General features: G+C 47.6%; 24 protein-coding genes. 11 read left to right on the forward strand and 13 right to left on the reverse strand.

Annotated elements, in window-relative coordinates; genetic code table 11:
* Nucleotides 1-65 precede the first annotated feature (65 nt).
* Nucleotides 66-518, forward strand: a complete 453-nt coding sequence (locus tag ORJ00_RS18420) for an acyl-CoA thioesterase (RefSeq protein ID WP_306127095.1) — start codon at nt 66-68, stop codon at nt 516-518.
* Here ORJ00_RS18420 and ORJ00_RS18425 read toward each other — a convergent pair whose 3' ends face one another.
* The 10 genes from ORJ00_RS18425 to cyaY all read right to left on the reverse strand — a co-directional run bounded on the left by ORJ00_RS18425 (nt 519) and on the right by cyaY (nt 9,573).
* Nucleotides 519-1,217: a hypothetical protein gene (locus tag ORJ00_RS18425; protein WP_306127096.1), complete on the reverse strand. Its 699-nt coding sequence runs from the start codon at nt 1,215-1,217 to the stop codon at nt 519-521.
* A gap of 94 nt (nt 1,218-1,311) precedes the next feature.
* Nucleotides 1,312-2,370, reverse strand: a complete 1,059-nt coding sequence (locus tag ORJ00_RS18430; protein WP_306140532.1) for a cyanophycinase — start codon at nt 2,368-2,370, stop codon at nt 1,312-1,314.
* A gap of 78 nt (nt 2,371-2,448) precedes the next feature.
* Nucleotides 2,449-3,834, reverse strand: coding sequence for a Type 1 glutamine amidotransferase-like domain-containing protein (locus ORJ00_RS18435; RefSeq protein WP_306140533.1), 1,386 nt, complete (start codon nt 3,832-3,834; stop codon nt 2,449-2,451).
* A gap of 330 nt (nt 3,835-4,164) precedes the next feature.
* A complete protein-coding gene (locus ORJ00_RS18440) occupies nt 4,165-4,686 on the reverse strand; it encodes a DNA-deoxyinosine glycosylase (protein ID WP_037054282.1) in 522 nt (173 codons plus the stop codon).
* Nucleotides 4,667-5,746, reverse strand: coding sequence for a heme biosynthesis HemY N-terminal domain-containing protein (locus ORJ00_RS18445; protein WP_305976769.1), 1,080 nt, complete (start codon nt 5,744-5,746; stop codon nt 4,667-4,669). The genes ORJ00_RS18440 and ORJ00_RS18445 overlap by 20 nt, the downstream gene beginning before the upstream one ends.
* Nucleotides 5,743-6,861 (reverse strand): uroporphyrinogen-III C-methyltransferase, encoded by a 1,119-nt coding sequence (locus ORJ00_RS18450; protein ID WP_306140534.1) that lies wholly within the window; start codon nt 6,859-6,861, stop codon nt 5,743-5,745. The genes ORJ00_RS18445 and ORJ00_RS18450 overlap by 4 nt, the downstream gene beginning before the upstream one ends.
* Nucleotides 6,858-7,622, reverse strand: coding sequence for a uroporphyrinogen-III synthase (locus tag ORJ00_RS18455; RefSeq protein WP_305976771.1), 765 nt, complete (start codon nt 7,620-7,622; stop codon nt 6,858-6,860). The genes ORJ00_RS18450 and ORJ00_RS18455 overlap by 4 nt, the downstream gene beginning before the upstream one ends.
* Entirely contained in the window at nt 7,619-8,548 is a 930-nt protein-coding gene (gene hemC / locus ORJ00_RS18460; RefSeq protein ID WP_027670997.1) for a hydroxymethylbilane synthase, read from the reverse strand. Before hemC ends, ORJ00_RS18455 begins: the two co-directional genes overlap by 4 nt.
* A 1-nt stretch (nt 8,549) precedes the next feature.
* Entirely contained in the window at nt 8,550-9,230 is a 681-nt protein-coding gene (locus ORJ00_RS18465; RefSeq protein WP_027670998.1) for an alpha/beta hydrolase, read from the reverse strand.
* 25 nt (nt 9,231-9,255) lie between these two features.
* Complete coding sequence (gene cyaY / locus ORJ00_RS18470) at nt 9,256-9,573, reverse strand: iron donor protein CyaY (RefSeq protein ID WP_027670999.1); 318 nt, start codon at nt 9,571-9,573, stop codon at nt 9,256-9,258.
* A 71-nt stretch (nt 9,574-9,644) separates the two neighbouring features.
* Between cyaY and lptM the strand changes: the two genes are divergently transcribed.
* Genes lptM through xerC form a run of 5 tightly spaced genes read left to right on the forward strand, consistent with a single transcriptional unit; the run spans nt 9,645 to nt 13,497 of the window.
* Nucleotides 9,645-9,833, forward strand: a complete 189-nt coding sequence (gene lptM / locus ORJ00_RS18475; protein ID WP_306140535.1) for an LPS translocon maturation chaperone LptM — start codon at nt 9,645-9,647, stop codon at nt 9,831-9,833.
* Nucleotides 9,820-11,076 carry a diaminopimelate decarboxylase gene (gene lysA, locus ORJ00_RS18480; RefSeq protein ID WP_306137258.1) on the forward strand — a complete coding sequence of 419 codons (1,257 nt, stop codon included), beginning with the start codon at nt 9,820-9,822 and terminating at the stop codon, nt 11,074-11,076. The genes lptM and lysA overlap by 14 nt, the downstream gene beginning before the upstream one ends.
* Before the next feature lie 12 nt (nt 11,077-11,088).
* The gene (gene dapF / locus ORJ00_RS18485; protein WP_027671001.1) at nt 11,089-11,919 is read left to right on the forward strand and encodes a diaminopimelate epimerase; all 831 of its coding nucleotides are present in this window, start codon (nt 11,089-11,091) and stop codon (nt 11,917-11,919) included.
* Nucleotides 11,916-12,572 carry a DUF484 family protein gene (locus ORJ00_RS18490; protein WP_027671002.1) on the forward strand — a complete coding sequence of 219 codons (657 nt, stop codon included), beginning with the start codon at nt 11,916-11,918 and terminating at the stop codon, nt 12,570-12,572. Before dapF ends, ORJ00_RS18490 begins: the two co-directional genes overlap by 4 nt.
* Nucleotides 12,559-13,497 carry a tyrosine recombinase XerC gene (xerC, locus tag ORJ00_RS18495; protein WP_027671003.1) on the forward strand — a complete coding sequence of 313 codons (939 nt, stop codon included), beginning with the start codon at nt 12,559-12,561 and terminating at the stop codon, nt 13,495-13,497. The genes ORJ00_RS18490 and xerC overlap by 14 nt, the downstream gene beginning before the upstream one ends.
* Nucleotides 13,498-13,683: 186 nt before the next feature.
* Here the strand turns inward: xerC and ORJ00_RS18500 are convergent, their stop codons facing one another.
* Nucleotides 13,684-14,130 carry a DoxX family protein gene (locus tag ORJ00_RS18500; protein WP_027671004.1) on the reverse strand — a complete coding sequence of 149 codons (447 nt, stop codon included), beginning with the start codon at nt 14,128-14,130 and terminating at the stop codon, nt 13,684-13,686.
* A gap of 157 nt (nt 14,131-14,287) precedes the next feature.
* On the opposite strand from ORJ00_RS18500, the gene ORJ00_RS18505 reads away from it, so the two are divergent.
* Together ORJ00_RS18505 and ORJ00_RS18510 are read left to right on the forward strand one after the other, a co-directional pair.
* Nucleotides 14,288-15,199, forward strand: a complete 912-nt coding sequence (locus ORJ00_RS18505) for a LysR family transcriptional regulator (protein ID WP_027671005.1) — start codon at nt 14,288-14,290, stop codon at nt 15,197-15,199.
* Between the two features lie 18 nt (nt 15,200-15,217).
* The gene (locus tag ORJ00_RS18510) at nt 15,218-15,916 is read left to right on the forward strand and encodes an HAD-IA family hydrolase (protein ID WP_306127101.1); all 699 of its coding nucleotides are present in this window, start codon (nt 15,218-15,220) and stop codon (nt 15,914-15,916) included.
* Nucleotides 15,917-15,932: 16 nt separating this feature from the next.
* Here the strand turns inward: ORJ00_RS18510 and ORJ00_RS18515 are convergent, their stop codons facing one another.
* On the reverse strand, nt 15,933-17,315 hold the full coding sequence (locus ORJ00_RS18515; protein WP_306140536.1) for a hypothetical protein: 1,383 nt from the start codon (nt 17,313-17,315) through the stop codon (nt 15,933-15,935).
* Nucleotides 17,316-17,541: 226 nt separating this feature from the next.
* Here ORJ00_RS18515 and uvrD point away from each other — a divergent pair, with 226 nt between their 5' ends.
* The 3 genes from uvrD to ORJ00_RS18530 all read left to right on the forward strand — a co-directional run bounded on the left by uvrD (nt 17,542) and on the right by ORJ00_RS18530 (nt 22,688).
* The gene (gene uvrD / locus ORJ00_RS18520; protein ID WP_305976778.1) at nt 17,542-19,713 is read left to right on the forward strand and encodes a DNA helicase II; all 2,172 of its coding nucleotides are present in this window, start codon (nt 17,542-17,544) and stop codon (nt 19,711-19,713) included.
* Nucleotides 19,714-21,783 carry a tRNA(Met) cytidine acetyltransferase TmcA gene (locus ORJ00_RS18525; RefSeq protein ID WP_306140537.1) on the forward strand — a complete coding sequence of 690 codons (2,070 nt, stop codon included), beginning with the start codon at nt 19,714-19,716 and terminating at the stop codon, nt 21,781-21,783. It abuts the gene before it with no gap.
* 95 nt (nt 21,784-21,878) lie between these two features.
* Nucleotides 21,879-22,688: a hypothetical protein gene (locus ORJ00_RS18530; protein WP_156885952.1), complete on the forward strand. Its 810-nt coding sequence runs from the start codon at nt 21,879-21,881 to the stop codon at nt 22,686-22,688.
* A 14-nt stretch (nt 22,689-22,702) separates the two neighbouring features.
* Here the strand turns inward: ORJ00_RS18530 and ORJ00_RS18535 are convergent.
* Nucleotides 22,703-22,891: hypothetical protein (locus tag ORJ00_RS18535; RefSeq protein WP_306140538.1), on the reverse strand; the 189-nt coding region annotated here is incomplete at its 5' end.

A 22,891-nucleotide genomic window follows, 5' to 3' on the forward strand; every position in this document is an offset into this window, starting at 1 on the left:
GCAAATATTGATCACTGTATGTTACAAAAAACTTCAGCACTAACACTGGTTTGGCCAGTTTTGATATGCCACAATCACTTCACCTGAATCAAATACTAAGCCAACACATGACACACAAAACCCTGATTAAAGTGCGCGGGTACCATTTAGATATTTACCAGCACGTGAATAACGCCCGCTATTTGGAGTTTCTGGAAGAAGCGCGCTGGGGCTACCTAGAAGACAGCGGCGATATTGAGTGGTTTGCCAAACATAACCTGGCTTGGGTCATTGTTAATATCAATATCAATTACCGGGTAGCCGCCACCATGGGCGATACACTCGAAGTGTTTACCCGCTTTAGTAAAGTAGGCGGTAAAAGTGCCGTTGTAACACAAGAAGTGCGTATTGCCGGTAAAGATGCCGTTGCCGCCGATGCCCAGGTCACCTTTGTTTGCCTGGATCAGAAAACCGGTAAAGCAGTAGCGATTGAAGGTGAGCTAAAAGCCCGCTTAGAGCAGCATATAGCCGACGCCTAGCTAGCGTTTAATATGTTTTTCCAGCGCCTGTTTTAGTATAACGCTGGACGCATCTTTATCGCCGCATGGCACCCTTTTAGCCTCCATCAACTGCTCGAAACCGTCCAGATCAGGGTCGCCAATAACACAAACCCCTTCCCTGATGCGAACCATATGCTTAGCCGGATCACGGCTTAGCAATTGATGGCGCTTTTCTACCGTTATTTTGGGCTGTTGCTGCGCCTGTAAAAACTGTTGATAACTTGCTGCAGCGGTTTGTTCAATCGTAACAGGGTCGACGGTTGCGGCACGGTTTAATGCACGCTGTGCCAGGCTTAGTTGCAGTGTCGTTGCCGCTTGCTCTGTATGTTTTTTTTCTGGTTGGTCAACGATATCAGGTAATTTTTCAGCAACAACAGCGCTACGGGTATCAACTTTCTTTGCTGACTTTTCCACCACAGCGGGAGCTGTGGTTGTCGCGACAGGTTCAGTTTTATCACTGCTTTCAGGCACGGACAATGCCTGCGCTTTTTGTTGCAATGGCGGTGGCGGTTGGTACAAGTACGACACTGTTGCTTCAGCGGCAGGCGGCTTAGCCAACGGTGTAAATCGGGTTTGTAATAATGCAGTCAAAAATAGTAAGTGCAATAGCAACGCCAAAGCTAAAGCTCGGCCATAGGCTTGTAAAAAGACTTTTACTGCGAGAATAACACCTGACAAAAAATGACTGTCCCTGCTTTGCTTTAGTCAGCATCAGACCAGCGGGACAGTAATTAATTCCGTTTGCGCTTAAACATAAGGCTTATTGGTGTTATCAGTATGGATTTAGCGGGCTATAAAGCTGGGCTCGATCTCCATCTAAACTTAACCGTATCGGGCTCACATTAGACTGATGCCGCAATAACTGGTAGTTATCACCTGGCACTAAGCGGTAACGCAGTAAGTCTGTTACCTGAACCGGTTGCCCACAGCGGGTTTGCTGGTAGCTCGATTGCGTGTCAGCGCGTACGATATAGACTTCATGCTCGCCAAATACCTCGGTATCGCCAGAACGTTCCACCCACATTGCCGTGCGCTCTGACACGGCAATGCCTGTTAGATTTTGCGGCTGATGATGACCCAAAAACACCATAAGCCGCCCCATCCTATCGCGCTGCTTAAAATGGGTATCGGTAATGGTATTGGCCAGCATAGGTGCGGCTAAAAAGTCTGGGCTAAATTTAATGTTTTCATGACAAAAATCTTGCGCTACCTCACTTGATACCGCGCTGCCCACACCATCTGGGTTATACACGACGCTGCCCAGAATGGCATTGCCGGCAGACGTACCGCCAATAATGGCGCCGCGGTTATAGGCATTATGCAGTGCTTGCTGTAATGCGGTATCTTGCCAATTGGCGATATACGTTGACTGATCACCACCAGCAAACCAAATAAACTCGGCCGTACGCACCGCCCAGCTGACATATTCACTATTAGCTTTATCTCTGCTATCGACCAACAATGTCTCTACCGACGCTGCCTGCAGCAAATGCCATAAATAGTCGTTATAGCCATCCTCGCCTTGCGTTCTTAGTACCAGAACATTGCCGCCTTGAATATGCGGCCGCACTTTATCAATAAAAACACTGTCTACATCGGTACTGCCTCCCATTAAGATCACGCCTGCTTGTTCGGGTGATAACGGCACACAGACATCTTCGGTATAACCCACAGCATAACGCTGCAGTGACGCGGGTTTTGTCGGCCGGGGGCCAAAACCGCATTGTTCAGCATTCGCTATCGCGTCCAATGCATCATTGCTCACGCTATCTTGTCCTTGTTGAGTGCATCCAAACAACAACACCATGCACAGCGGTAATATCGCTTTCATTTTGACTCTACCTTTTTGTAAATAAAAGTCTGTCGCCTTGCGGCGACAGACTGTACTGCACCTTATCAAACGTTATGTTTAATATGGATTTGTTGGGTTGTAGAAGTTACCACTTCGACCGTCGATACTCAGCCGGGTTGGGCTTACACTAGTACTGTTGTTCAGCAGGTTATAACTTTGACCTGGTAACAGTTTGTAACGCAACAGGTTATTAATGATGACCGGTTGACCGCAATTGGTTTGCTGGTATTGCGTTTGACTGTCAGCCCTAAGCACATACGCTTCATTAGAGCCGTCAATAACACCCTGACCATTTGCCGTAACAAACATTGAAGTGGCTTCAGACACGGCGACAACCCGTCCTGTGCTGCCTAAGTGTGCCTGAAACACAGCGGAACGCCCCATACGATCACGTTGCCGAAAATGGGTATCGGTAATAATGCCGTTCAACAGCGGTAGATTAAGGAAATCATTACTGATATTGATCGTTTGGTGGCAAAAGTCGGTAACCGCTTCCGAGCTGATTGCGCCTGAAACACCGTCCGGATCGTAAATAAACTGTCCAAGTACATGATTACCCGCTGAGGTACCACCAATTGCGCCGCCTTTGTTATAAAGGTGCAGTAGCGCATCTTCAACTTTGGTACCCTGCCATTGATTAAGGTAGTCGGACTGATCACCGCCAGCAATAAACACGAACTCTGCAGCACGAATGGCCCAATCGACATAGTCGCTATTGGCCTTAGTACGGGTATTAACAATCAGCGTTTCTACCGATGCCGCATTAGTTAATCCTTGCAGGTAGTCGTTGTATGCATCAGTGCCTGAGGTACGTAGTACAACAACATTACCTCCCTTAATATGCGGTTTAATACGATTGCTAAATGCCGCATCAACATCTGCGCCACCGCCCATTAGCAGTACGGCAGGCGTGGTTAAACTGACGCAGGTATCCGCGCTGCTACCAACCAAAGTTGCCGTTAAGCCACCCGGCTTAGACGGCCTGGCACCGTAGTTACAGCTGCCTGGCTCTGGCTCACCGCCGCCACCGCTGCCTGCGCCATTGAAGGTGACAGACAATTGATAAGCGCCGGTACCGCTATACCGGGTAACTTTGATAAAATGCTGGCCAGCAGGTGAAGCGCTATAGTTACCACTATCAGGATTAGAACCACTTTGGCCGGAAGCGATATAGCTGCCGCTAGAGCGATATAAAAACCAATCAAAATCGGCATTATTACCATGACTCAAGCTAACGCTAATATCACCTGTCGATGTGGTGTCAAATGCGTACCAATCGCTGTCAGTCCGGCTACCAATATCGCCTTGCACAGCTACACCACTGCATAGCGGGCCATTAGCCCTGCTTTCGCTATTATTATTTTCACTTTCTTGTTGCAGACAGGCCTGCGCATTGCCACATAGCAATAGCGCAACTACGCCCAATAGACTTAGTGCTTTCATTTTTACTTCCTGCTTATTGTTTTTTTTCAAGGAAATGGCCAAACGGCCGTATTATTCCGCACAGCAAAACGCTGAGCAGAAAATTAGGGATAAATCAGAGGGGAAATGCTATTCGTCGAACCACTCAGACAAATGATAGTCTGTTGAACAGCCATGCAGGTTAGCAGGTCGGGCGACCCACTGCTGAGATGTTCCAGCGCTGCATAGTAATAAAGTCATAGCACACATACATGACAGTTCAATTACTAATCAATATTGTTCTTACGCCGAAATCTGTCAAGAAAATAAATGTCAAAACGCGTAAATAATCAAACACAAGCCTGAGGTGAACTACAACAAAAAGGGTTTAAGTTGTTGCCATACTTTGAGTTTATGGGCAAAGCTCATCGCTGCATACGCTGGACTGGTTGAAGGCAAATTTAGTAACTGTATATGCGAGGGCAGCGTATTTCGTGGCAGCACATAGCGCTTAAAACTTTGCCAGGCTTTAGCGCCATTAAAACCAATAGCAACTAACTGGGAATGGGTTGCAAAAAAACCGGCAAAATCGTTTGGCTGCTCATCTCGAATTGCACTGTCCAGGCTGCCACTTCGCTGACAGCTGGCAATAACGTCCCACAATGCTACGCCGCGTGTGTTAAGTGCTTCAACTTTATCTTGATAGGAAAGGTTGGCAGAAAAACCGCCAATTTCGGCCATTATTGGCCAAAATTGATTACGTGGATGGGCATAGTACTGCTGTTCAAGCAATGAGATGGCACCAGGCATACTGCCCAGCACCAGCACCTTTGCTTGAGACGTGCTTTGCGCTGCCAGCCCATTTAATGCAGGTTTATCCAAGCTTGGGTTCATATTGCCGCGCTTTATTCCAGGCCAGCTCGGCTTGTTGCACTTCACCTTCTTGCTCTGCCAGATATGCTAACAGCGCATATAAGTAACCATTGCTGGCATTATCACGTAACCAGTGTTGCACCTGCTTACGAAGTTTTAGTACCGATTTACCTAAGGGTATTTGACGGATATAAGGCAATAATTGCGGCAGTTCAGCAAGTTGCAGCTGGCTCACCAGTATTTTTTCCGCCGCCTCATTTTGACCATTTTGCGCCATAGCCCAGGCTCGGCCAATATTTGCTGCGGTCGATTTTCGCTCTTTAGCGGGTAAATTAGTCCAGTAGTCTGCGTTTTCATCAAAGCGTTGCTGCTGGCTTAGCTGACTAATAGCAGCAGGGTAAATATTAAACCGTTGTTGCCGCCACTTGTCCTTATCGAACCATTGCTGTTTTAGCGCTAGCGGTACCATTTGCAGCAACTGCTGCCACTGCCCAGCCTGTTGCAACGCGTGTAAATAAAGCTGCCCCAGCCCCTTGTCGTCGTTATCTGCCGATACTTTATCCACCAACAGCGCACTGGCCTGTGCCGGTTGCCCCTGCTGCAATAGCAAATCGGCTTGTAAAAACAACGTCGTGTTATCGTCTACCGGCAATGCCGCAACATGGCTATTGGCCAGCGCAACATCTCCAGCATAAAAAGCCGCATAGGCAGCAAGTAAACGCTTTTCGTCCTGCATAAAATCGTCGTAACAGGCTTTTGCTAAATGCTGACTTGCCAGCTGCCACTGCTGCTTCGCGTATGCTTGTATACCCAATACATAAGCCTGCTGGGCTTTTCGTTGACGGCGCCAGCGTAAAAAGTTAAACGACACATGTTGCAGCCGCAGCAGTTTGCGCAGTAGCAAGCCGGCAAACCACAAGGCAGCCATTGCGACTAAAACAAGCAATGCCAGGCCGAGCAAGGTAGATTCAAATACCTGCCCGGCAACAATAATTTTGATGTAGCCAGCGTGATTTATTAGCGTCGGACCAAACCACATGGCTGCCGCCAGCACACCAATCAGCAGCAAGACACGGATCATAATGCCTCTCCTGCCAATTGTTGTTGATACTGTTGTAGCTCTGCCAAACTGGTTAACGCCTGAATGACCGGCGGTGTAACATCAATGGTTGCCAGCTCTGTAAGCACAGCACTAAACTGCTGAACGGCGTGGTCATCAGCGCTAAAGTAGCGTTGCAGTTTGTCGCTAGATTGCTGTAAAGCAGCAACATAAACCGTATGCTGGTGTTGCATCATCGCCAATTGCGCTAACTGCAATTGCTGCTGCATTGCAACACGCAACATAAGTTGTTGTTCTGTAGTTAAATCAAAGTAGTCTTCTGGCACCGCGCTTCTGGGGTTCAGTAGGCCTTTCCAGGTATTGTTCCAATGAAAGGCCAAGGTTTCCCGCCACTGTGCTAATTCGGTCGATGGTGCTTTAGGCTCTGCCTTGGTTGATACCTGCAACTTCAACGGCAATTCCATAACGTATTTTTGCAGCTGCTGCAGCTGCACATGCGCCTTGCTGACATCAGGTAATACAATACGGCTAAGCTGCTCCGTATCGGCCGCAATAGCTTGTCGCACTAGCATTAAAGAAGGATCGTCCAGCTTAGCTAATTTTTCATCGGCACTGGCCAGTAACGCCCGGCTGGTGGCAAAATCTTGTTCCAGCCAGACTTTTTGCGAGGCTATCTGTAACAAATACTCAATTTCAGCCAGTAACCAATGTCGTGGCGGTGCACTATCTCGCTCTTGCACTAACTGACGTAGTGCCTGAATTTGCGCTTGGTTTTGTGCCGCTAATTGCTGCTGTTGCTGCTGTAAGCTTTGCTCCAACTGCATTAAACGTTGTTGCTGTTCACGTTGCAGTAGCTGTTGCAACTGATTGTTTGTCTCTTGCTGCTGCAAACTTTGGTCGGTTAAGCGTTGCTGATTTTGCTGCAGTGTATTCGTTTGCTGCTGCAGACTCTGCCATTGTGGCCATAGCCAATAACCACCAGCCCCTACTAGGCCACCCAGTGCTAACACCAGCAATAAGCTTAAGCCACTGATAGCACCACCGCCGCGTCGTGGGGCCGGTTCAGCATCTATTTTATGTTTTAATTGCTGCAATGGCGCATCCATTTCTGACGCGCGCTCTAAGCTGTCACTCATTGATATTCCCTCTGTAACTGGCTGATAGCCGCCAGTAATGCGCTGTCATTAGCATTGTCTGCCAGTGTAATTCGCTCTGTCGCGATACCCAGTGCTATTGCACTTTCCTGCATCCGCGGACTCACCAGGATCCAGTCACATTGCTGTAACCAATGCTGGTTGGCGCTGGGCACCAGATTAAACAGCTGCTGTAAAATTTCGTTGCTTGTTGCCACAATACAACGAATGCCTGCCAGCTGCCACTGCTGACACAACAAGGCGCCATCTAACGGCAGTGGCTGGCGTTTATAACTTTGCACGTAGCGTACGCTGGCACCACGTGTCACTAACGTTTGTTTGATCAATTCACGCCCGGCATTACCACGTACCACCACCAACTGCTTGCCACTCACGTCATGCAGTTGAGGTAACTGCAACAAACCTTCGCTGCGCTGATCCTCTGGCACTATAACTTCGCGGCCTAACCAGCGGTGCAATGCCAGTGCCGTTGTCTGTCCTACCGCAAACAAAGGCGCTGTGAGTAAGGCGCCATCATATTGATTTTGCAAACTGTTTACTGCACTAACACTAACAAAGATAACCGCGGCCGCGTTTTGCAGCTGTTGCTGATCTTGTTGCTTTAAGCTGACCTGTGCCGTGGTAATAAGGGGCTGATACAAATAGCCTACTCCAAGACTATCTAGCGAGGCCAACAAATTGTCAGCCTTACCTGCAGGCCGGGTAATTAAAAACGGAATGCTTTCTAACATGGCAGTTGTCATGGTGCAGCCTGATATACCGCCTGCAAAATACGATCTGCACCGTGTTGCAATAAATGCTCACCCAGGCTAACACCTAACTGTTCTGCTTGTGCCACCGGACCACGAACGTCATGGCGGATAATCTCACTGCCATCCAGCGCACCAACTAAACCGCGCAACCATAAGGTGTCACCGTTAATCTCTGCATAAGCACCAATCGGCACCTGACAGCCACCCTGTAGCGTTCGATTCATCGCACGCTCTGCCAGTACACAGCTTCGAGTAACACTATGTTCTAACGGCGCCAGCAACTGCTGCAGGGCAATATCGTCGCTACGACATTCAATACCTACCGCGCCCTGACCATTGGCAGGCAGACTGGTTTCAATGGGCAGTAAACTGGCAATACGCTGCTCAAAACCAAGTCGTATTAACCCTGCCGCGGCCAAAATAATGGCCGCATATTCGCCGTTATCCAACTTCGCTAAGCGGGTATTTACATTACCGCGTAAATCACGCACGGTGAGATCGGGGCGCAGAGCTTTTAACTGACACTGGCGGCGCAAACTGGACGTTCCTACTACGGCACCTGCGGGTAACTGGGCAATACTGCTAAACTGATTAGACACAAAAGCATCCTGCGGGTTCTCTCGCGGACAAATAGTGTGCAGCACTAATCCATCAGGGAACTCTACCGGCACATCTTTCATACTGTGCACCGCAATATCGGCCCGCCCTTCGAGCATAGCCTGTTCTAACTCTTTAACAAATAGCCCTTTACCACCGATTTTGGCCAGTGGGGTATCCAAGATTTTGTCACCTTGTGTCGACATTGGCACCAGCTCAACGGTTAACTGTGGATGATGGCGTAACAGTTCTGTTTTTACATATTCAGCCTGCCATAAGGCCAATGCGCTTTTACGGGTGGCGATACGAATAGTGTTCATATTAACTTTCTGCCTGTATCAACAAACGTCGCTGGATAAAGCTGCTAATGTCTGCCACTTCTTGCGCGCAAACACTGTGCGGCATTTTGTATTCGTGCCAGCTGGGGTTAAAACCGGCATTTTTAAGCACGTGATACGCCTGCTGCCCGGCAAATAATGGTACAACCGGGTCCTGGCTACCATGCGCGACCAATACTGGTGTCGACTTATTTACACTATTGGCTTCTTCTTTTATTTTTTCCGGCGCGCACATATACGTAGACAACGCCATGACTCCCGCCAACTTATAGGGTAACCGAGCTAACAAATGCAGGGCTATTACCCCACCTTGACTAAAGCCAGCCAGAATAATACGTTCACTGCTTATGCCGTCACTAATCAGTTTATCTAGTAGTTGCTGGACAGCCGCAGCCGATTCGCGCACTCCCTCTTCGTCTGCCCGGCTGGTTAACTCCATGGTTTTAATATCATACCAGGCACGCATACGCATGCCGCCATTAACCGTTACCGGACGCTCTGGGGCATGCGGGAATAAAAACCGAATGCCCGCATCAGCCGGCAAACGTAATTCAGGCACTATCGGCGAAAAACCATGCCCCGAATCACCCAGCCCATGCAACCACACCACAACAGCGCGAGTATCGCCCTGTGCTTTAACATCAACAAAAGGGAGTAAAGCCATTACACAATTCCAAAAACAATAGCGCTTAAGGCGCCAGATTCAGTGGTACGCCAGCCTGTTTGCTCGCGGCATCATTTACTAATTGCCAAAACTCAGCACCGGTACGGTTATCTATCCATTGGCCATTTTTCCATTCAAAATGATGCCCATTAAACTTAGTGGCAACCCACAGTTGCTGCAGCGGAGGCTGCTTATTGATGATAATCTTGCTACCATCAGCAAAGCTAATGCTAAGCAGGCCGCCATGCGATTCATAATCCAGATCGGCATCAGCGTCATCAACGGCTTGTTCTACTGCCAGCAACACACTATCGGTCAAATCATCATATTCTAGGTCATTCATCTGCTTCACCTGTTTGCTTTTATCGCTAAGGATGCGATTATAGAGCGCAATCACCATAAAAAAATAACATCATGCATGCTTTTACAACCAAAGGTCCGCTGTTAACTATTGCTGCAGTAATTCTACTGTGTAGCCTGCTAAGTGCTTGTGGTCAAAAAGGTCCACTTACCTTACCACAACAGGCGCCAGAAGTGGCAGAACCGCAGCAAAACACACCCATTTCCACTCAACAAACGGATGAACAACGTGGACCACTTTAGCTACCAAAATAACCGCTTATTTGCGGAACAACGCGCCCTGACCGACATTGCAACCGAATTTGGCACACCCTGTTACGTTTATTCCCGCGCGACCATAGAGCGCCATTATAAAGCATTTGCCAGTGCGGCAGCACAACACCCAAGCAGTTTGGTGTGCTATGCCGTTAAAGCCAACAGCAACCTGGCCATTTTAAACCTGCTGGCAAAACTGGGCAGTGGCTTTGACATCGTATCGGGTGGCGAGTTGCGCCGCGTTATTGCCGCCGGCGGCGATGCGAAAAAAGTGGTGTTTTCTGGTGTGGCGAAAACCGAAGACGAAATGCGCTTTGCCTTGGGGCTGGGCATTAAATGCTTTAATGTAGAGTCCATTGCCGAGCTGGATCGCCTGCAACACGTTGCCAGCAAACTCAATATGCCAGCAGCAGTTTCTATAAGGGTTAATCCGGACATTGATGCCAAAACACATCCGTATATTTCTACCGGTTTAAAAGCGAATAAATTTGGCATCGACATCCTGCTGGCTCGAGATATTTACCGTAAGGCCGCCAGTTACAGCCATTTAAATGTGGTGGGTGTTGATTGTCATATTGGCTCACAGCTCACAGAAACACAGCCTTTTTTAGAAGCACTGGAAAAGCTGCTTACGTTAATTGATCAGTTGGCCAGTGACGGTATAGTGCTTAAGCACATCGATATTGGTGGCGGCTTAGGCGTAACATACGATAAAGAAACGCCACCATCACCGGCCGACTACATCAGTAAAGTGGTTGAACGGCTTAAAAGTTACCCGCAACTTGAACTGATTATGGAGCCCGGCCGTGCCATTATGGCAAATGCTGGCGTGCTATTAACCAGGGTAGAGTTTTTAAAACCGGGGCAAGAAAAAAACTTTGCCATTGTTGATGCCGCGATGAACGATTTAATCCGCCCGGCACTTTACAGTGCCTGGCAAGCCATCGTGCCGGTAGATATTAATGCCGCAGCACCCGCGGCAATATATGACATTGTTGGCCCAGTGTGCGAAACCGGTGATTTTCTGGGTAAAGATCGTGAACTGGCTATTGCACAAGGTGACTTACTTGCCGTGCGCTCTGCCGGAGCCTATGGCTTCACCATGAGCTCTAATTACAACAGCCGCCCACGCGCTGCCGAAATTCTGGTAGATGGTGGTAATGTGCATTTAATCCGCGCCCGCGAACAATGGCAGGATTTATGGCGTGGCGAACAAATCGTCACCGATTAAGTAGGGGCGCAGATGTTGTTACATTTTTCTAAAATGCATGGCTTGGGTAACGACTTTATGTTGGTCGATGCGGTAAGCCAAAATGTGTTTCTGACCAAAGAGCAGATCAAAGCCTTGGCTAATCGCCACACCGGCATTGGCTTTGATCAACTGTTAATGGTGGAGCCACCGTACGATCCGGAATTAGATTTTCATTACCGTATTTTTAATGCCGACGGCTCTGAAGTTGAACAGTGTGGCAACGGAGCCCGCTGCTTTGCCAAGTTTGTCCGGGCTCGCGGTTTAACTAACAAGCATAAAATTGGTGTTAGCACCAAGTCTGGCAAGATTATGTTGTATGTTGAAGCCGATGGCCAGGTAACGGTTAACATGGGCGAGCCACAATTAGACCCAGCCAGGGTTCCGTTTAAAGCGCAAAAACAGGAAGTTACCTATATTTTGCGTGCCAACGACCACACAATACTTTGCGGTGTTGTCTCTATGGGCAACCCACATGCGGTAGTCGAAGTGGACGATGTGGTAACCGCACCGGTGCAGATACAAGGTCCGCTGTTTGAACTGCATGAGCGCTTTCCGGAACGGGCCAATATTGGTTTTATGCAAGTGATTAACCCTGGGCACATTAAACTTCGGGTGTGGGAACGCGGTGCAGGTGAAACTCAGGCCTGTGGCACCGGCGCTTGTGCGGCAGTAGTAGTGGGACAATTACAAAAAAAACTACAGCAGCAGGTGCGGGTAGACTTACCCGGCGGCAGCTTGCATATTCGCTGGAATGGCCCTGGCCAACCGCTGAAGATGACTGGCCCGGCTGAGCATGTTTATGATGGACAAATATTGCTATGACAGACAATGTGATTAAAGAAACCGATTTACTGGCCGCACACGTGGTGTACGACTATTTGCAGGATCACCCGGAATTTTTTCAACAATATCCACAATTGTTGGCTAATTTACGGCTGCCGCACCAACAGCGTGGCAGTGTTTCACTAGTAGAGCGTCAGCTGGAACTGCAGCGGGAAAAAATACAAGCATTGGAAGATGACATTACCCGCCTAATGTCAGTTGCCCGACAAAACGAGCAAATCTTTCTGGCATTTAACCAGTTGCAGGCACAACTGTATCAAACAACCACCTTGCAACAGGCACAAGCTAACCTACAACAATTTACGGCAGCCATGCCGCAAGTGCAGGCATGCCGATTAGTGCGTTTTAGTGACGAGCAAAGCACACATCCGTTTCAAATGTTGCTCACGCGGCGGTTAAATCAGCAGGGTGTTTACCTTGGCCGGTTAAACAAAGAAGAACAACAAGGCTTGTTTGGCGACAACATTCATTCTGTTGCTCTGGTGCTTATTGTTACGGCAGAACAACCGCAGGCCTTACTCGCCTTTGGCAGCGAACAAGATGACCATTTTCAGCCGTCTATGGATAAGCTGTTTATTAGTCACCTGGCGACCATTTTGTCGCAACTGTTACCCGGTTATGACGCAGCCTGACACCACCCTATCGCCGCAGTGGCAACAGCCGCTGCAGGCGTTTCTTCGCTATTTACAGTATGAACGCGGCTACAGCAGTAAAACGCTGGACAGTTATCAGCGCCAGCTACAACAGGTCGCGTTAAGCCCTGCAGCAGCAGACTCGCATTGGTTAGTGCTTAGTGAAGCACAGTTAAAACAGCATGTTATTCAACTGCGTCGCAGTGGTGCCAAACCACGCACCATTGCCCTAAAAGTGGCAGCACTACGTAGCTTTTACCGCTTTATGCAGGCGCAAGGTTTGCGGGCCGATAACCCGGCACAATACTTGTCTGTGCCCAAGGCAGCACGCAGCTTGCCAAAAAATCTTGGTGTTGATCAACTTAACCACTTGCTGAGCTTTGACAGTCACGACGATATTCTGGCCTGTCGTGATAAGGCCATGCTGGAGCTGTTTTATTCTTCCGGTTTACGTTTAGAAGAACTGGTGAATGCCAACATTGATAATATCGACTGGCAGCAACAGCTTTTGCGTGTTACCGGCAAAGGCAGCAAGCAACGTATTGTGCCGGTGGGTAAAATAGCACTGACGGCAGTCAAGGCGTGGTTGGCACAACGCCCTGCGTTTACAGCACAACTGCCAGAGGCAGATACTAAAGCGTTGTTTCTCAGCAAACAGCATAAACGTATTAGCGCCCGACACGTGCGTGAACGCGTGCAACTCTGGGCAAAACAGCAAGGGCTAAACCAGCATGTACACCCGCACATGCTTCGCCACTCGTTCGCCAGTCATATGCTGGAATCCAGCCAGGATTTACGCGCCGTGCAGGAACTGTTAGGCCACGCCAACCTTAGCACCACTCAAGTGTATACCCATCTGGATTTCGCCCACTTAGCTAAGGTTTACGATAATGCTCATCCAAGGGCGAAAAAGAAGTCTGGCTAGTTAACGCAACTCGATACAGAACCGTTATATCCTAAAGCAACCGTTGAAGCCCTGGACGGGCGGAAACGAGCCCCATGGATGGGTTGACGGCGTGTTGCTGTGGGTATAGCGGTTCTGGTTACACATCCAATTTCAACAGCAATAAAAACGCCCGGCAGAACCGGGCGCTTGGTGTACTTTACTTTCTTAGTTAAAGCGTTTGGCCAGCAGGTTGTCCAGTGAGGCTTTACCAGCGCCACTAAATAGCAGGGACACACTAGCAGCTAACAGAGCTAAACCAAATTCGTAGCCGTTGTTGCTCATAAACAAGCCGTTTGGCAGGTGTACTGCCACTATCGCCACCACCATTGCGAGGCTAAGCGCAAGTGCCGCGGGACGGGTTAACAGGCCCAGCACCAGGGCGATACCACCAAAAAACTCTGCAGCACCGGCCAAAAATGCCATCACAATGCCCGGAGATAAACCTATGCTGTCCATCCAGCCTCCAGTGCCTTCGAGACCATAGCCACCAAACCAACCGAATAACTTTTGTGCTCCATGAGCGGCAAAGATAATACCAACCGGAACTCTTAGCGCTAATGCAGCAATACCCGCATTTGATGTTAAAACTTTCTGAATCATTGAAGTAGCCATAATATCACCTATCAAATTGTTTAAAGTTAAGTTTACTGCCTGTCGACAGCAGCCTTGTGTCGATGGAGTAACTATAACGAGATAATTCCAGCTGTAAAAACGCAATGTTTTGACTACACTATTCAAAATATTTGAATCAAGCCTGGGTGATACCAACATGCAAAATGTATTGAGCTTAGACGCACTGCGCGCATTAGACGCAATAGACCGTAAAGGCAGCTTTGCTGCTGCAGCTGAAGCGCTGTACAAGGTGCCGTCAGCACTAAGTTACACTATCGCCAAACTGGAATCTGACTTGGGTGTAGCATTGTTTGACCGTAGCAAGCAGCGTGCACAACTCACACCTGCCGGCCAATTATTACTTGATCAGGGCCGTACGCTATTGCATGCAGCAAATCAGCTACAAAATGCGGTAAAACAGCTTGATACCGGCTGGGAAACTGAGCTGGTTATCGCCAAAGACAGCATTGTGCCTAATGCCCCCGTGCTTGATGTCATTAACCGATTTCTTCAACTGGGCAAAATTACCCAAGTAAATCTTAAAGAAGAAGTGATGGCAGGTGGCTGGGAAGCACTGCAAACTGGCCGCGCCGACATTGCTGTGGGTTTATCTGGCGACTTTGCCAAAGGGCAGTTTACCGTGCTACCACTAGGCGAGGTCGAGTTTGTGTTTGCGGTAGCTCCGCATCATCAACTAGCCGCATTAGACCGGGTGGTAAGCCAGGAAGATGTACAGCAACATACGGCGATTATCGTCGCCGACTCAGCTATCGACGCAACCAAGCGCTCATCTGGCTTGTTTGACACCCGCCAGCGTGTCACTGTAAGCAATATGCAGGCTAAAATAGATGCGCAAAAACAAGGCTTAGGTATTGGCTTTGTGCCGCGACATTTGGTTGGCAATGAGCTTGCACGTGGTGAACTGATTGCCAAAGCGTGCAGTATACCCAGAGCGAATATCCAGTTATATCTGGCATGGCAAAAACAAAGCGAAGGCATGGCACTGAGCTGGTTTAGCCAACAACTCGCCGCAGTAGCATGGCAGCATGTTTTGCAGCTGTCACACTAATACTTATTAGGTAGCACTATGCAGTTATTTAAAGGGTTGAGCCCCATAAGGGTATTATCTTTCGATTTAGACGATACGCTTTACGACAACAAGCCGGTCATCGCCGCGGCTGAACAGGCCATGTTAAACGCATTGGCAAAGTATGCGCCGTGCACAGTGACGACAGATAGTGAGTTCTGGTGGCAGCAACGGCGTTTATTGGCAAAGGCCACACCTCAAATACGCCATGATATTGGCCGTTGGCGATTACTTGGAGTAGAAGCCGGTTTAGTTGCATTGGGGCTGGCACAGTGTGAAGCCGGTGAAATTGCCGAGCTAGCCTATGACGCCTTTCTTACCGAGCGCACCAGAATAAGTGTGCAACCTAAGATAAAGCAGTTACTTAGTGCACTAGCAAAACAATATCGGCTTATCGCCATTACCAATGGCAATGCCTGTATCCAAAAGATGGGTATCGGTGAATTATTTGAATTCAGTTTACAAGCCGGGCCAGATGGCCGAATGAAGCCTTATGCCGACTTATTTCTACTCGCCGCCGCACGACTAAAGGTTCCACCAGCGGAAATTTTGCATATTGGCGACAGTCACCGCGCCGATGTTCTGGGCGCGTTAAACGCCGGTTGTCAGACAGCCTGGTTGGATCATCATAACAGCCAGGTGCCTGTGTTGCCGCATATCAGAATTCAGCACATTAATGAACTTACTGCACTAATCTGATCACCGGCACTTTGCGCTACTGCGCGGCATCTTTTAACGCTTGCCTGTATTGCCTTGAGTAGTCGGCGGCATCCGCTGGATTTAGCCCTATGGAGTAGTGCGTTAACAGTTTAGACAGAAAGCGAGCATCAGAAAGTAATTGATTAAGGTTTTCAATTAACTGATGCGTTTCAACAGTGTTGTTGCAGGCAAGATATACCGGCGTCGTTTTGGCCGTTTCTTGCAATATAAAGCTACTAAAATCACTGGCATTAGCGACGTCATCCAGGCTAAATCTAAACATCACCGGGTATATCCACAGCCCGTCGACTCTATTGCGCTGTAACAAACTGACTGAACTATCAAAACGCAATAGAGGTAAAAAATGGTGCTGCTGTTCAATGGCATTGGGTACCGAGACATCTTGCTTCAGCGCTTCTAGCGTTGCCAATCTTGTCATTGGTGCGTGCCTGGCGATGTTCTGAAACGACAACTCCGCCCCTGCCTCCAACAGCGCCGTCAAGGTGCCAACAAGGGGGTTTGTCTTTGCAACATAAAGCCTGGGTCCTAAGTAAACCTGAGTGGGTAGTGAAAAAATCAAATGATCACGATCAGCTCTTTTCCGATAATTGACGATGCAAGCGGGTAGCGGTTGCTGCAATGTTGCTGCAGCATCCGCTGTCGATGTGACAACAGACGTTAGAAAAGACTGCGGTAATTGCTGCTGCAATAATGAAAAAAAACCTAAGTCTTCTGTAGTTTCCTGCAACAAGTATTTATCTGGATTAAAAGACTTTGCAATCAATTGAATTTTTACAGGCCTAGCAGACTCATCGAGAAGTTTAACTTCAGTATTGGCATGGCTTTGCGCCAGTTGCTCGATGCCATCCTTTAACCCATTGGTCTTCATTGCTAAGCGAATATACCGACCGGGATAAAGACTGTGCCGATATAACTGCGACTTAATGTCGTGTTGAAATACACCACTACTGACTTCGACAATAACGTCATATCGTTTTGCCTGAAGTAAAGACAGCACATTACTATCTACTGGAATGCGATCCACATCACTGTCAGCTAAAGTATAGGCTCTGGGCAGTTGTGCAATTTTGGCACCTGACAGCAAATCCACATCTTGCAGAGACAATGCGATAAGTGATGGTACATAGCTCACAACAATCTGGCTGAATATCCAGGAGTTTAAAGATGGCCTTGTAGTCAAAAGCAAATCTGCTTCAGCAGAGTTTCCGCTAGTAACAATACGGATATCCGCATTACTAATCTCAGCAACGCGCTGTATCAGCTTAAGTTGCTTTTGAGTTGAAATTTCGATGCCCGGCGTGTCAAACGCCAGTGTAAGCGTCGCCGCCTGCACTTGAGAGAAAACAATGAGCAGAGCCAAGAGTAACGTTCTAACCAATTTATCACCTTGATTTCTAACGTTGCCGAGAGATAGCATGAGCTGTTTCTAATAGTAGCATCACGCTGGCTGTTATCCTTCCCGATTCTGTAAAAAGCTGCAATGTGATAAGTGCGGTACTGATTTTGAGAGTAACTGGTTATTTATCCACTAAATTTCCAGCTTAACTTGGCGCCTCGCTTTTGCCTGCTATAATGGCGACCATTGTTAATAGCGAGACGAACTAATGGATGTATCTTACCTGCTCGACGGGCTAAACGATAAACAACGCGACGCAGTGGCCGCGTCACCGCTGCACATGCTGGTGCTGGCTGGTGCCGGCAGTGGTAAAACCCGCGTACTGGTACATCGCTTAGCCTGGTTAATGCAGGTAGAACGGGTAGCGCCTTTTAGTTTGCTGGCGGTGACCTTTACCAATAAAGCCTCGCAAGAAATGCGCAGCCGTATTGAAAGCACCATTGGTGTTAGTTTAAACAACTTGTGGATGGGCACCTTTCACGGCTTATCGCACCGTATGTTGCGGGCGCACTATCAGGAAGCGGGCTTACCACAGGGCTTTCAGATCATTGACAGCGATGATCAGTATAGGCTGGTAAAGCGTGTACTAAAAGCATTAAACCTGGATGAGAAACACTGGCCACCCAAGCAAATTCAATGGTTTATTAATGCCCGCAAAGATGACGGCCTGCGCCCTGGGATGATTGACGCAGCAGGTGATTTTAGCCTGCAACAAATGGTAAAAATTTATGCCGCTTACCAGGATATGTGCGACCGGGCAGGCTTGGTAGACTTCGCAGAAATACTGCTGCGCAGCTTCGAGTTATTAAAGAAAAGTGCCGAAGTACGTGGCCATTATCAGCAACGTTTTCGCCATATACTGGTAGACGAGTTTCAAGATACCAACGCTATTCAATATCAATGGCTGCGTCTGTTGGCCGGTAGCACGGCCAAAGTGATGATTGTTGGCGATGATGATCAGTCTATTTATGGTTGGCGTGGTGCCCGGGTAGAAAATATTCAAACCTTCCTAAAAGATTATCCTGATGTAGAAACAATCCGATTGGAGCAAAACTACCGCTCCACCGAAACCATTTTAAAAGCTGCCAATGCGGTTATTGCCAACAACACCGGTCGGCTTGGTAAGGACTTGTGGACCGATGGTGCACAGGGCGAGGTAATTTCTTTATATACCGCTTTTAATGAACTGGACGAAGCGCGTTTTATTGTTGGCCGAATTCGAGACTGGCACAAACAGGGCGACAGGCTAAGTGAAGCCGCCATTTTGTATCGTAACAATGCCCAATCGCGGGTACTGGAAGAAGCGTTAATTCAGGAAGGTTTACATTACCGTATTTACGGCGGCCTGCGCTTTTATGAACGGCAGGAAATTAAAGATGCACTAGCCTATTTGCGCCTGTTGCATAACCGTCAGGATGATGCTGCGCTGGAGCGTGTTATAAACACTCCGGTACGCGGCATTGGTGATACAACCTTAAATAAAGTGCGTGAATATGCCCGCAGCCAGCAACAAACACTATGGCAAAGCTTACAACAAATGCTGGCACAAAAGCAGTTAGCCGGCCGTGCTGCTACCGCCATCGATAACTTTATGCAATTGATAGAACAACTTGACTCTCAAGTAGTGGATTTGCCACTGCATGAGCAAGCCGAACATGCCATTAAACAAAGCGGCTTGTATGCCATGTATCAGGCAGAAAAAGGCGAAAAAGCCGAAACCCGTATTGAAAACTTAAACGAATTAATTACTGCTTGTCAGAATTTTGATGAACGTCGTGCTGAAGATATGACGCCCCTAGCGGCTTTCTTGTCTCAAGCCGCGCTGGAAGCCGGCGAATATCAGGCAGAGGAACATTCCGATGCTGTACAACTGATGACACTACACAGTGCCAAAGGGCTGGAATTCCCGCTGGTGTTTATCTGTGGCCTGGAAGAAGGCATGTTTCCCAGCCAACAAAGTGGCGATGACCCAACTCGGTTAGAGGAGGAGCGACGGCTGTGCTACGTCGGCATGACACGGGCGATGAAAAAGCTGTACTTAACCCATGCCGAAAGCCGCCGTTTATATGGTCAGGAGCAATACCACAAACCATCGCGGTTTATTCGTGAAATTCCAGCAGAGTATCTGGAAGAAATCCGTCTTACAACTCAGGTGAGCCGGCCGACACAGTTTAACCGTTTTGGCAGTGCAGCCTCACATGTTGCTTTTGAAAATACCGGTTTTAAGCTAGGGCAGCGTGTACTGCATGATAAATTTGGTGAAGGTACAGTACTCAATTATGAAGGTACGGGCAGCCAATCACGCATTCAAGTCAACTTCGATGGCTTGGGCAGTAAATGGTTGGTAACGGCTTATGCCCGGTTACAGGCAGTAGGTTAAATGCCACTGCCGGCATTATTAACTCAGCTACAACAATGGCAACGGCAAGCCTCGCAGTTGCATATACGCTTGCCGATAGTATGGCAGGGCGAGCAGGATACAATGCTCGATGTATCTCGGCAGCTACTTGGCTTAATCAACTATAAAACACTGTATTGGATAGGTGAGCAGGCGCCCACTGATGCTACAAACTTAACCGGCAAACACAATTACCAGCTGCTTGGCAGTGAATGTGATGTTTTGGTGATCAACGCATTCAATGGTTTTCCTGCAGATTTAATTGCAGCGTCTGCCGGATGCATAAAAGCGGGCGGCATTTGGTTACTACTTTGTCCACCTTTTTCATCTTGGATAATGCAGCCAAATACGGCACACAAAAGCCTGCTACCTTATCCAATAAACGCCAATAATCATGTTGGGCAGTTTTTACCTTTCTGGCTACAGCAATTGCAGCAGCAAAATGTACTTATTTTGCATAATGAAAACCTGATACAACAACTTGACTGGCCGGCCTTGCCTGCATTAAAAAACGTTCCACCGCCTTGTATTACCGACGAGCAGCAACACGCAGTTGCAGCCATTATGAAAGTGGTTACTGGCCATCGCCGTCGGCCATTAGTATTAACAGCAGATCGTGGACGCGGTAAGTCAGCTGCTTTAGGTATCGCTGCGGCGCAGCTTGCGGGAGAAAATAAACACATACTTATTACAGCACCATCACCGCAGGCTGCGCAAACCGCGTTAAAGCACTTTCAGATGCTAGCCACGGCTGATCAGCAGCATCAATTACAGTTTGTTCCCTACGATGAGCTGTTACGCAGCGCCTTTAAGACAGATTTGCTGCTAATAGATGAGGCCGCTGCAATTCCAGCTCCCGTGTTGCAACAATTACTTGGCCGATTTAGCCGTATCGTGTTCGCAACGACAGAGCACGGCTACGAAGGTACAGGTCGGGGATTTCAGCTTCGCTTCCAGCAATATTTATCAGAACAATGTCCTGGCTGGCATAAACTGCATATGCACCAAGCTATTCGGTATCAAGCAGCCGACCCATTAGAACAGTTAACCTTTCACGGTTTCTTGCTGAATAAAACCAGTAAGCAGCCTTCATACGCGCCCAATGGCGTTATAAAGTTCATCTGTTACAGCGCAATAGACTGGCTTACTCATCCAGATAAATTGCAGCAGGTTTTCGGTCTGCTTAGCCTCGCGCACTATCAAACACAAATAAAAGATTTAGCCGCTTTGCTAGATAACCCTCAACTTACTGTAATGACATTACAGCAGGAAGATCAACTGCTAGCTTGCGCTTTGATTAGTCATGAAGGCAACTTACCCGCTGAGCTTTGCACGAAAATTTATCATGCGCAGCGCCGGGTACAAGGGCACCTGCTAGCCCAGAGTTTAGCGTTTCATCTTGCCCAACCACAATTAGCAACAACGACGTTATGGCGAGTCATGCGCATTGCTGTACAACCAACACTGCAGCGACAAAAACTCGGCGCCATGCTTCTCGAACAGCTTTATCAAACAGCAAAAATAGCTGAGATAGATTATCTGGGCACTAGCTTTGGGGCCACAGCCAATTTAGTCAAATTTTGGCAGCATTCATCATATCTGCCGGTAAGATTAGGCTCAACCTTTGACAAGGCTAGTGCAGAGTATTCTATTCTTATGCTTCGCTCAGTAAGTGCCTCGCCGGATATACCTTTAAATCTACAACAGCGATTTGGCCATCAACTATATCGAGCCCTTGCGCAATATCCTTCACTTAGTAGTAAGTTAGCATTGATGTTAGCTCAACCTGAAAAACAAAAACCGTTAACTCACAATGAACTTGAACAATTAAGTTTATTCCGTGAGGGAAAACGCCCGTTCGAACTAATAAGACCGCTGTTACTTCAATGGTTCGACCAACAAAAATACCAGCCAGACTCACAGTTACATCAGATTCTTTCGGCGTTATTATGGCAGCAATCAGATTGGTCTGTTGTCTTACAATGCTACTCGTTTGTCAGCAAAAAAGAATGTATTAATCATATTGTCACGCTACTACGTAAATATGATTGATAAAATTAACATTTCAGACAGATCAAACCAGTAAAACCTTTCTTTTTTTATCCAGTCAGGCTATGGTGCCGCCAACATTTCGTAGGTATTTTTATATGTTTATTGTGTTACCGCTACTTAGTGCGCTTTCATCAATGCCAGCCATTGCCAGCAGCTATTCGTCATCAGAAAAACGCACCTTACAATCGGCTATCAGTAGTGCACTTCACTCAGCAGAAATTAATCGTTTTTATCAACAATGCAAAGAACCTGCAAAGGCAGGCGAACCAGAACTTGTCATGAGAGATAAATCTGAATCTAAGATGTTGGCATTACTACAAGAAAGAGTTGGCAGCCAAAATATCGAGCAGTTACTTGCTGCAGATAACATGCTAACAAGGCGAGCTAAAAGCAGCATCGTTCCACCTAAAGACTGTATGGATGGTAAAGGCCTACAGGTATTAATGGACAGCTATGAAGTCGCTTTATTCTCCCTAGAAATTTCTATGCCCATTGAAAATGGCCTACGTAGCAAAACAACGTCAGCTAAAGTACGTTCAAACGCTGAGCAAAATGCTGTAAAACAACTTATTGCCAGCAGTCACGCCATTGCATTAGTCAGTGTTACGGATAAAAACTTGCTAAATGCTGTTCAACAAGCCAACTATTTACACCCTGACTACGCAAGCAATTACGTTTTCAAAGTACAATATGGTTGGCGTAGTAATATCTCACAATATCTTGGCATGCATATTCAGCTTTCCGAGCGTGAATTTAGTTCAACAGCGAAAGAATGGCTGATATTTTTAGATAAAAATGGCCACTTTATAAAAGCAATTTCATCGGATAAAGCCAAGCCTTACCTATCGATATTGTTAAATGCAGAATGGCGATATGATATACACGGCAATCTGCTTCGAAATTAATAGATTAGCATTAATTAATTAGCCCGCAATGCGGGCTTTTTTGTATCTAAGAAGCCAACTGACGGTGCTTTATAAAGATTGTTAAGCCATGACAGCCTGAATTGAAATTTATCATCACTAAATATCAGGCATAAAAAAACCCCGCTCGATGAGCGGGGCTTAGTATTAGGAGCCTGGCGGTGAACTACTCTCGCATAGCGAAT

Source organism: Rheinheimera baltica, assembly GCF_030731985.1.
GTDB classification, from domain to species: Bacteria; Pseudomonadota; Gammaproteobacteria; order Enterobacterales; family Alteromonadaceae; genus Alishewanella; species Alishewanella baltica.

Bases quoted from the DNA above. Each gene is read 5' to 3' on its own strand.
- ORJ00_RS18420 (WP_306127095.1), top strand. From the start codon at position 66: ATGCCACAATCACTTCACCTGAATCAAATACTAAGCCAACACATGACA.
- ORJ00_RS18430 (WP_306140532.1), bottom strand. From the start codon at position 2,370: ATGAAAGCGATATTACCGCTGTGCATGGTGTTGTTGTTTGGATGCACT.
- ORJ00_RS18435 (WP_306140533.1), bottom strand. From the start codon at position 3,834: ATGAAAGCACTAAGTCTATTGGGCGTAGTTGCGCTATTGCTATGTGGC.
- ORJ00_RS18440 (WP_037054282.1), bottom strand. From the start codon at position 4,686: ATGAACCCAAGCTTGGATAAACCTGCATTAAATGGGCTGGCAGCGCAA.
- ORJ00_RS18445 (WP_305976769.1), bottom strand. From the start codon at position 5,746: ATGATCCGTGTCTTGCTGCTGATTGGTGTGCTGGCGGCAGCCATGTGG.
- ORJ00_RS18450 (WP_306140534.1), bottom strand. From the start codon at position 6,861: ATGAGTGACAGCTTAGAGCGCGCGTCAGAAATGGATGCGCCATTGCAG.
- ORJ00_RS18455 (WP_305976771.1), bottom strand. From the start codon at position 7,622: ATGACAACTGCCATGTTAGAAAGCATTCCGTTTTTAATTACCCGGCCT.
- hemC (WP_027670997.1), bottom strand. From the start codon at position 8,548: ATGAACACTATTCGTATCGCCACCCGTAAAAGCGCATTGGCCTTATGG.
- ORJ00_RS18465 (WP_027670998.1), bottom strand. From the start codon at position 9,230: ATGGCTTTACTCCCTTTTGTTGATGTTAAAGCACAGGGCGATACTCGC.
- cyaY (WP_027670999.1), bottom strand. From the start codon at position 9,573: ATGAATGACCTAGAATATGATGATTTGACCGATAGTGTGTTGCTGGCA.
- lptM (WP_306140535.1), top strand. From the start codon at position 9,645: ATGCATGCTTTTACAACCAAAGGTCCGCTGTTAACTATTGCTGCAGTA.
- dapF (WP_027671001.1), top strand. From the start codon at position 11,089: ATGTTGTTACATTTTTCTAAAATGCATGGCTTGGGTAACGACTTTATG.
- ORJ00_RS18490 (WP_027671002.1), top strand. From the start codon at position 11,916: ATGACAGACAATGTGATTAAAGAAACCGATTTACTGGCCGCACACGTG.
- xerC (WP_027671003.1), top strand. From the start codon at position 12,559: ATGACGCAGCCTGACACCACCCTATCGCCGCAGTGGCAACAGCCGCTG.
- ORJ00_RS18500 (WP_027671004.1), bottom strand. From the start codon at position 14,130: ATGGCTACTTCAATGATTCAGAAAGTTTTAACATCAAATGCGGGTATT.
- ORJ00_RS18505 (WP_027671005.1), top strand. From the start codon at position 14,288: ATGCAAAATGTATTGAGCTTAGACGCACTGCGCGCATTAGACGCAATA.
- ORJ00_RS18510 (WP_306127101.1), top strand. From the start codon at position 15,218: ATGCAGTTATTTAAAGGGTTGAGCCCCATAAGGGTATTATCTTTCGAT.
- uvrD (WP_305976778.1), top strand. From the start codon at position 17,542: ATGGATGTATCTTACCTGCTCGACGGGCTAAACGATAAACAACGCGAC.
- ORJ00_RS18525 (WP_306140537.1), top strand. From the start codon at position 19,714: ATGCCACTGCCGGCATTATTAACTCAGCTACAACAATGGCAACGGCAA.
- ORJ00_RS18530 (WP_156885952.1), top strand. From the start codon at position 21,879: ATGTTTATTGTGTTACCGCTACTTAGTGCGCTTTCATCAATGCCAGCC.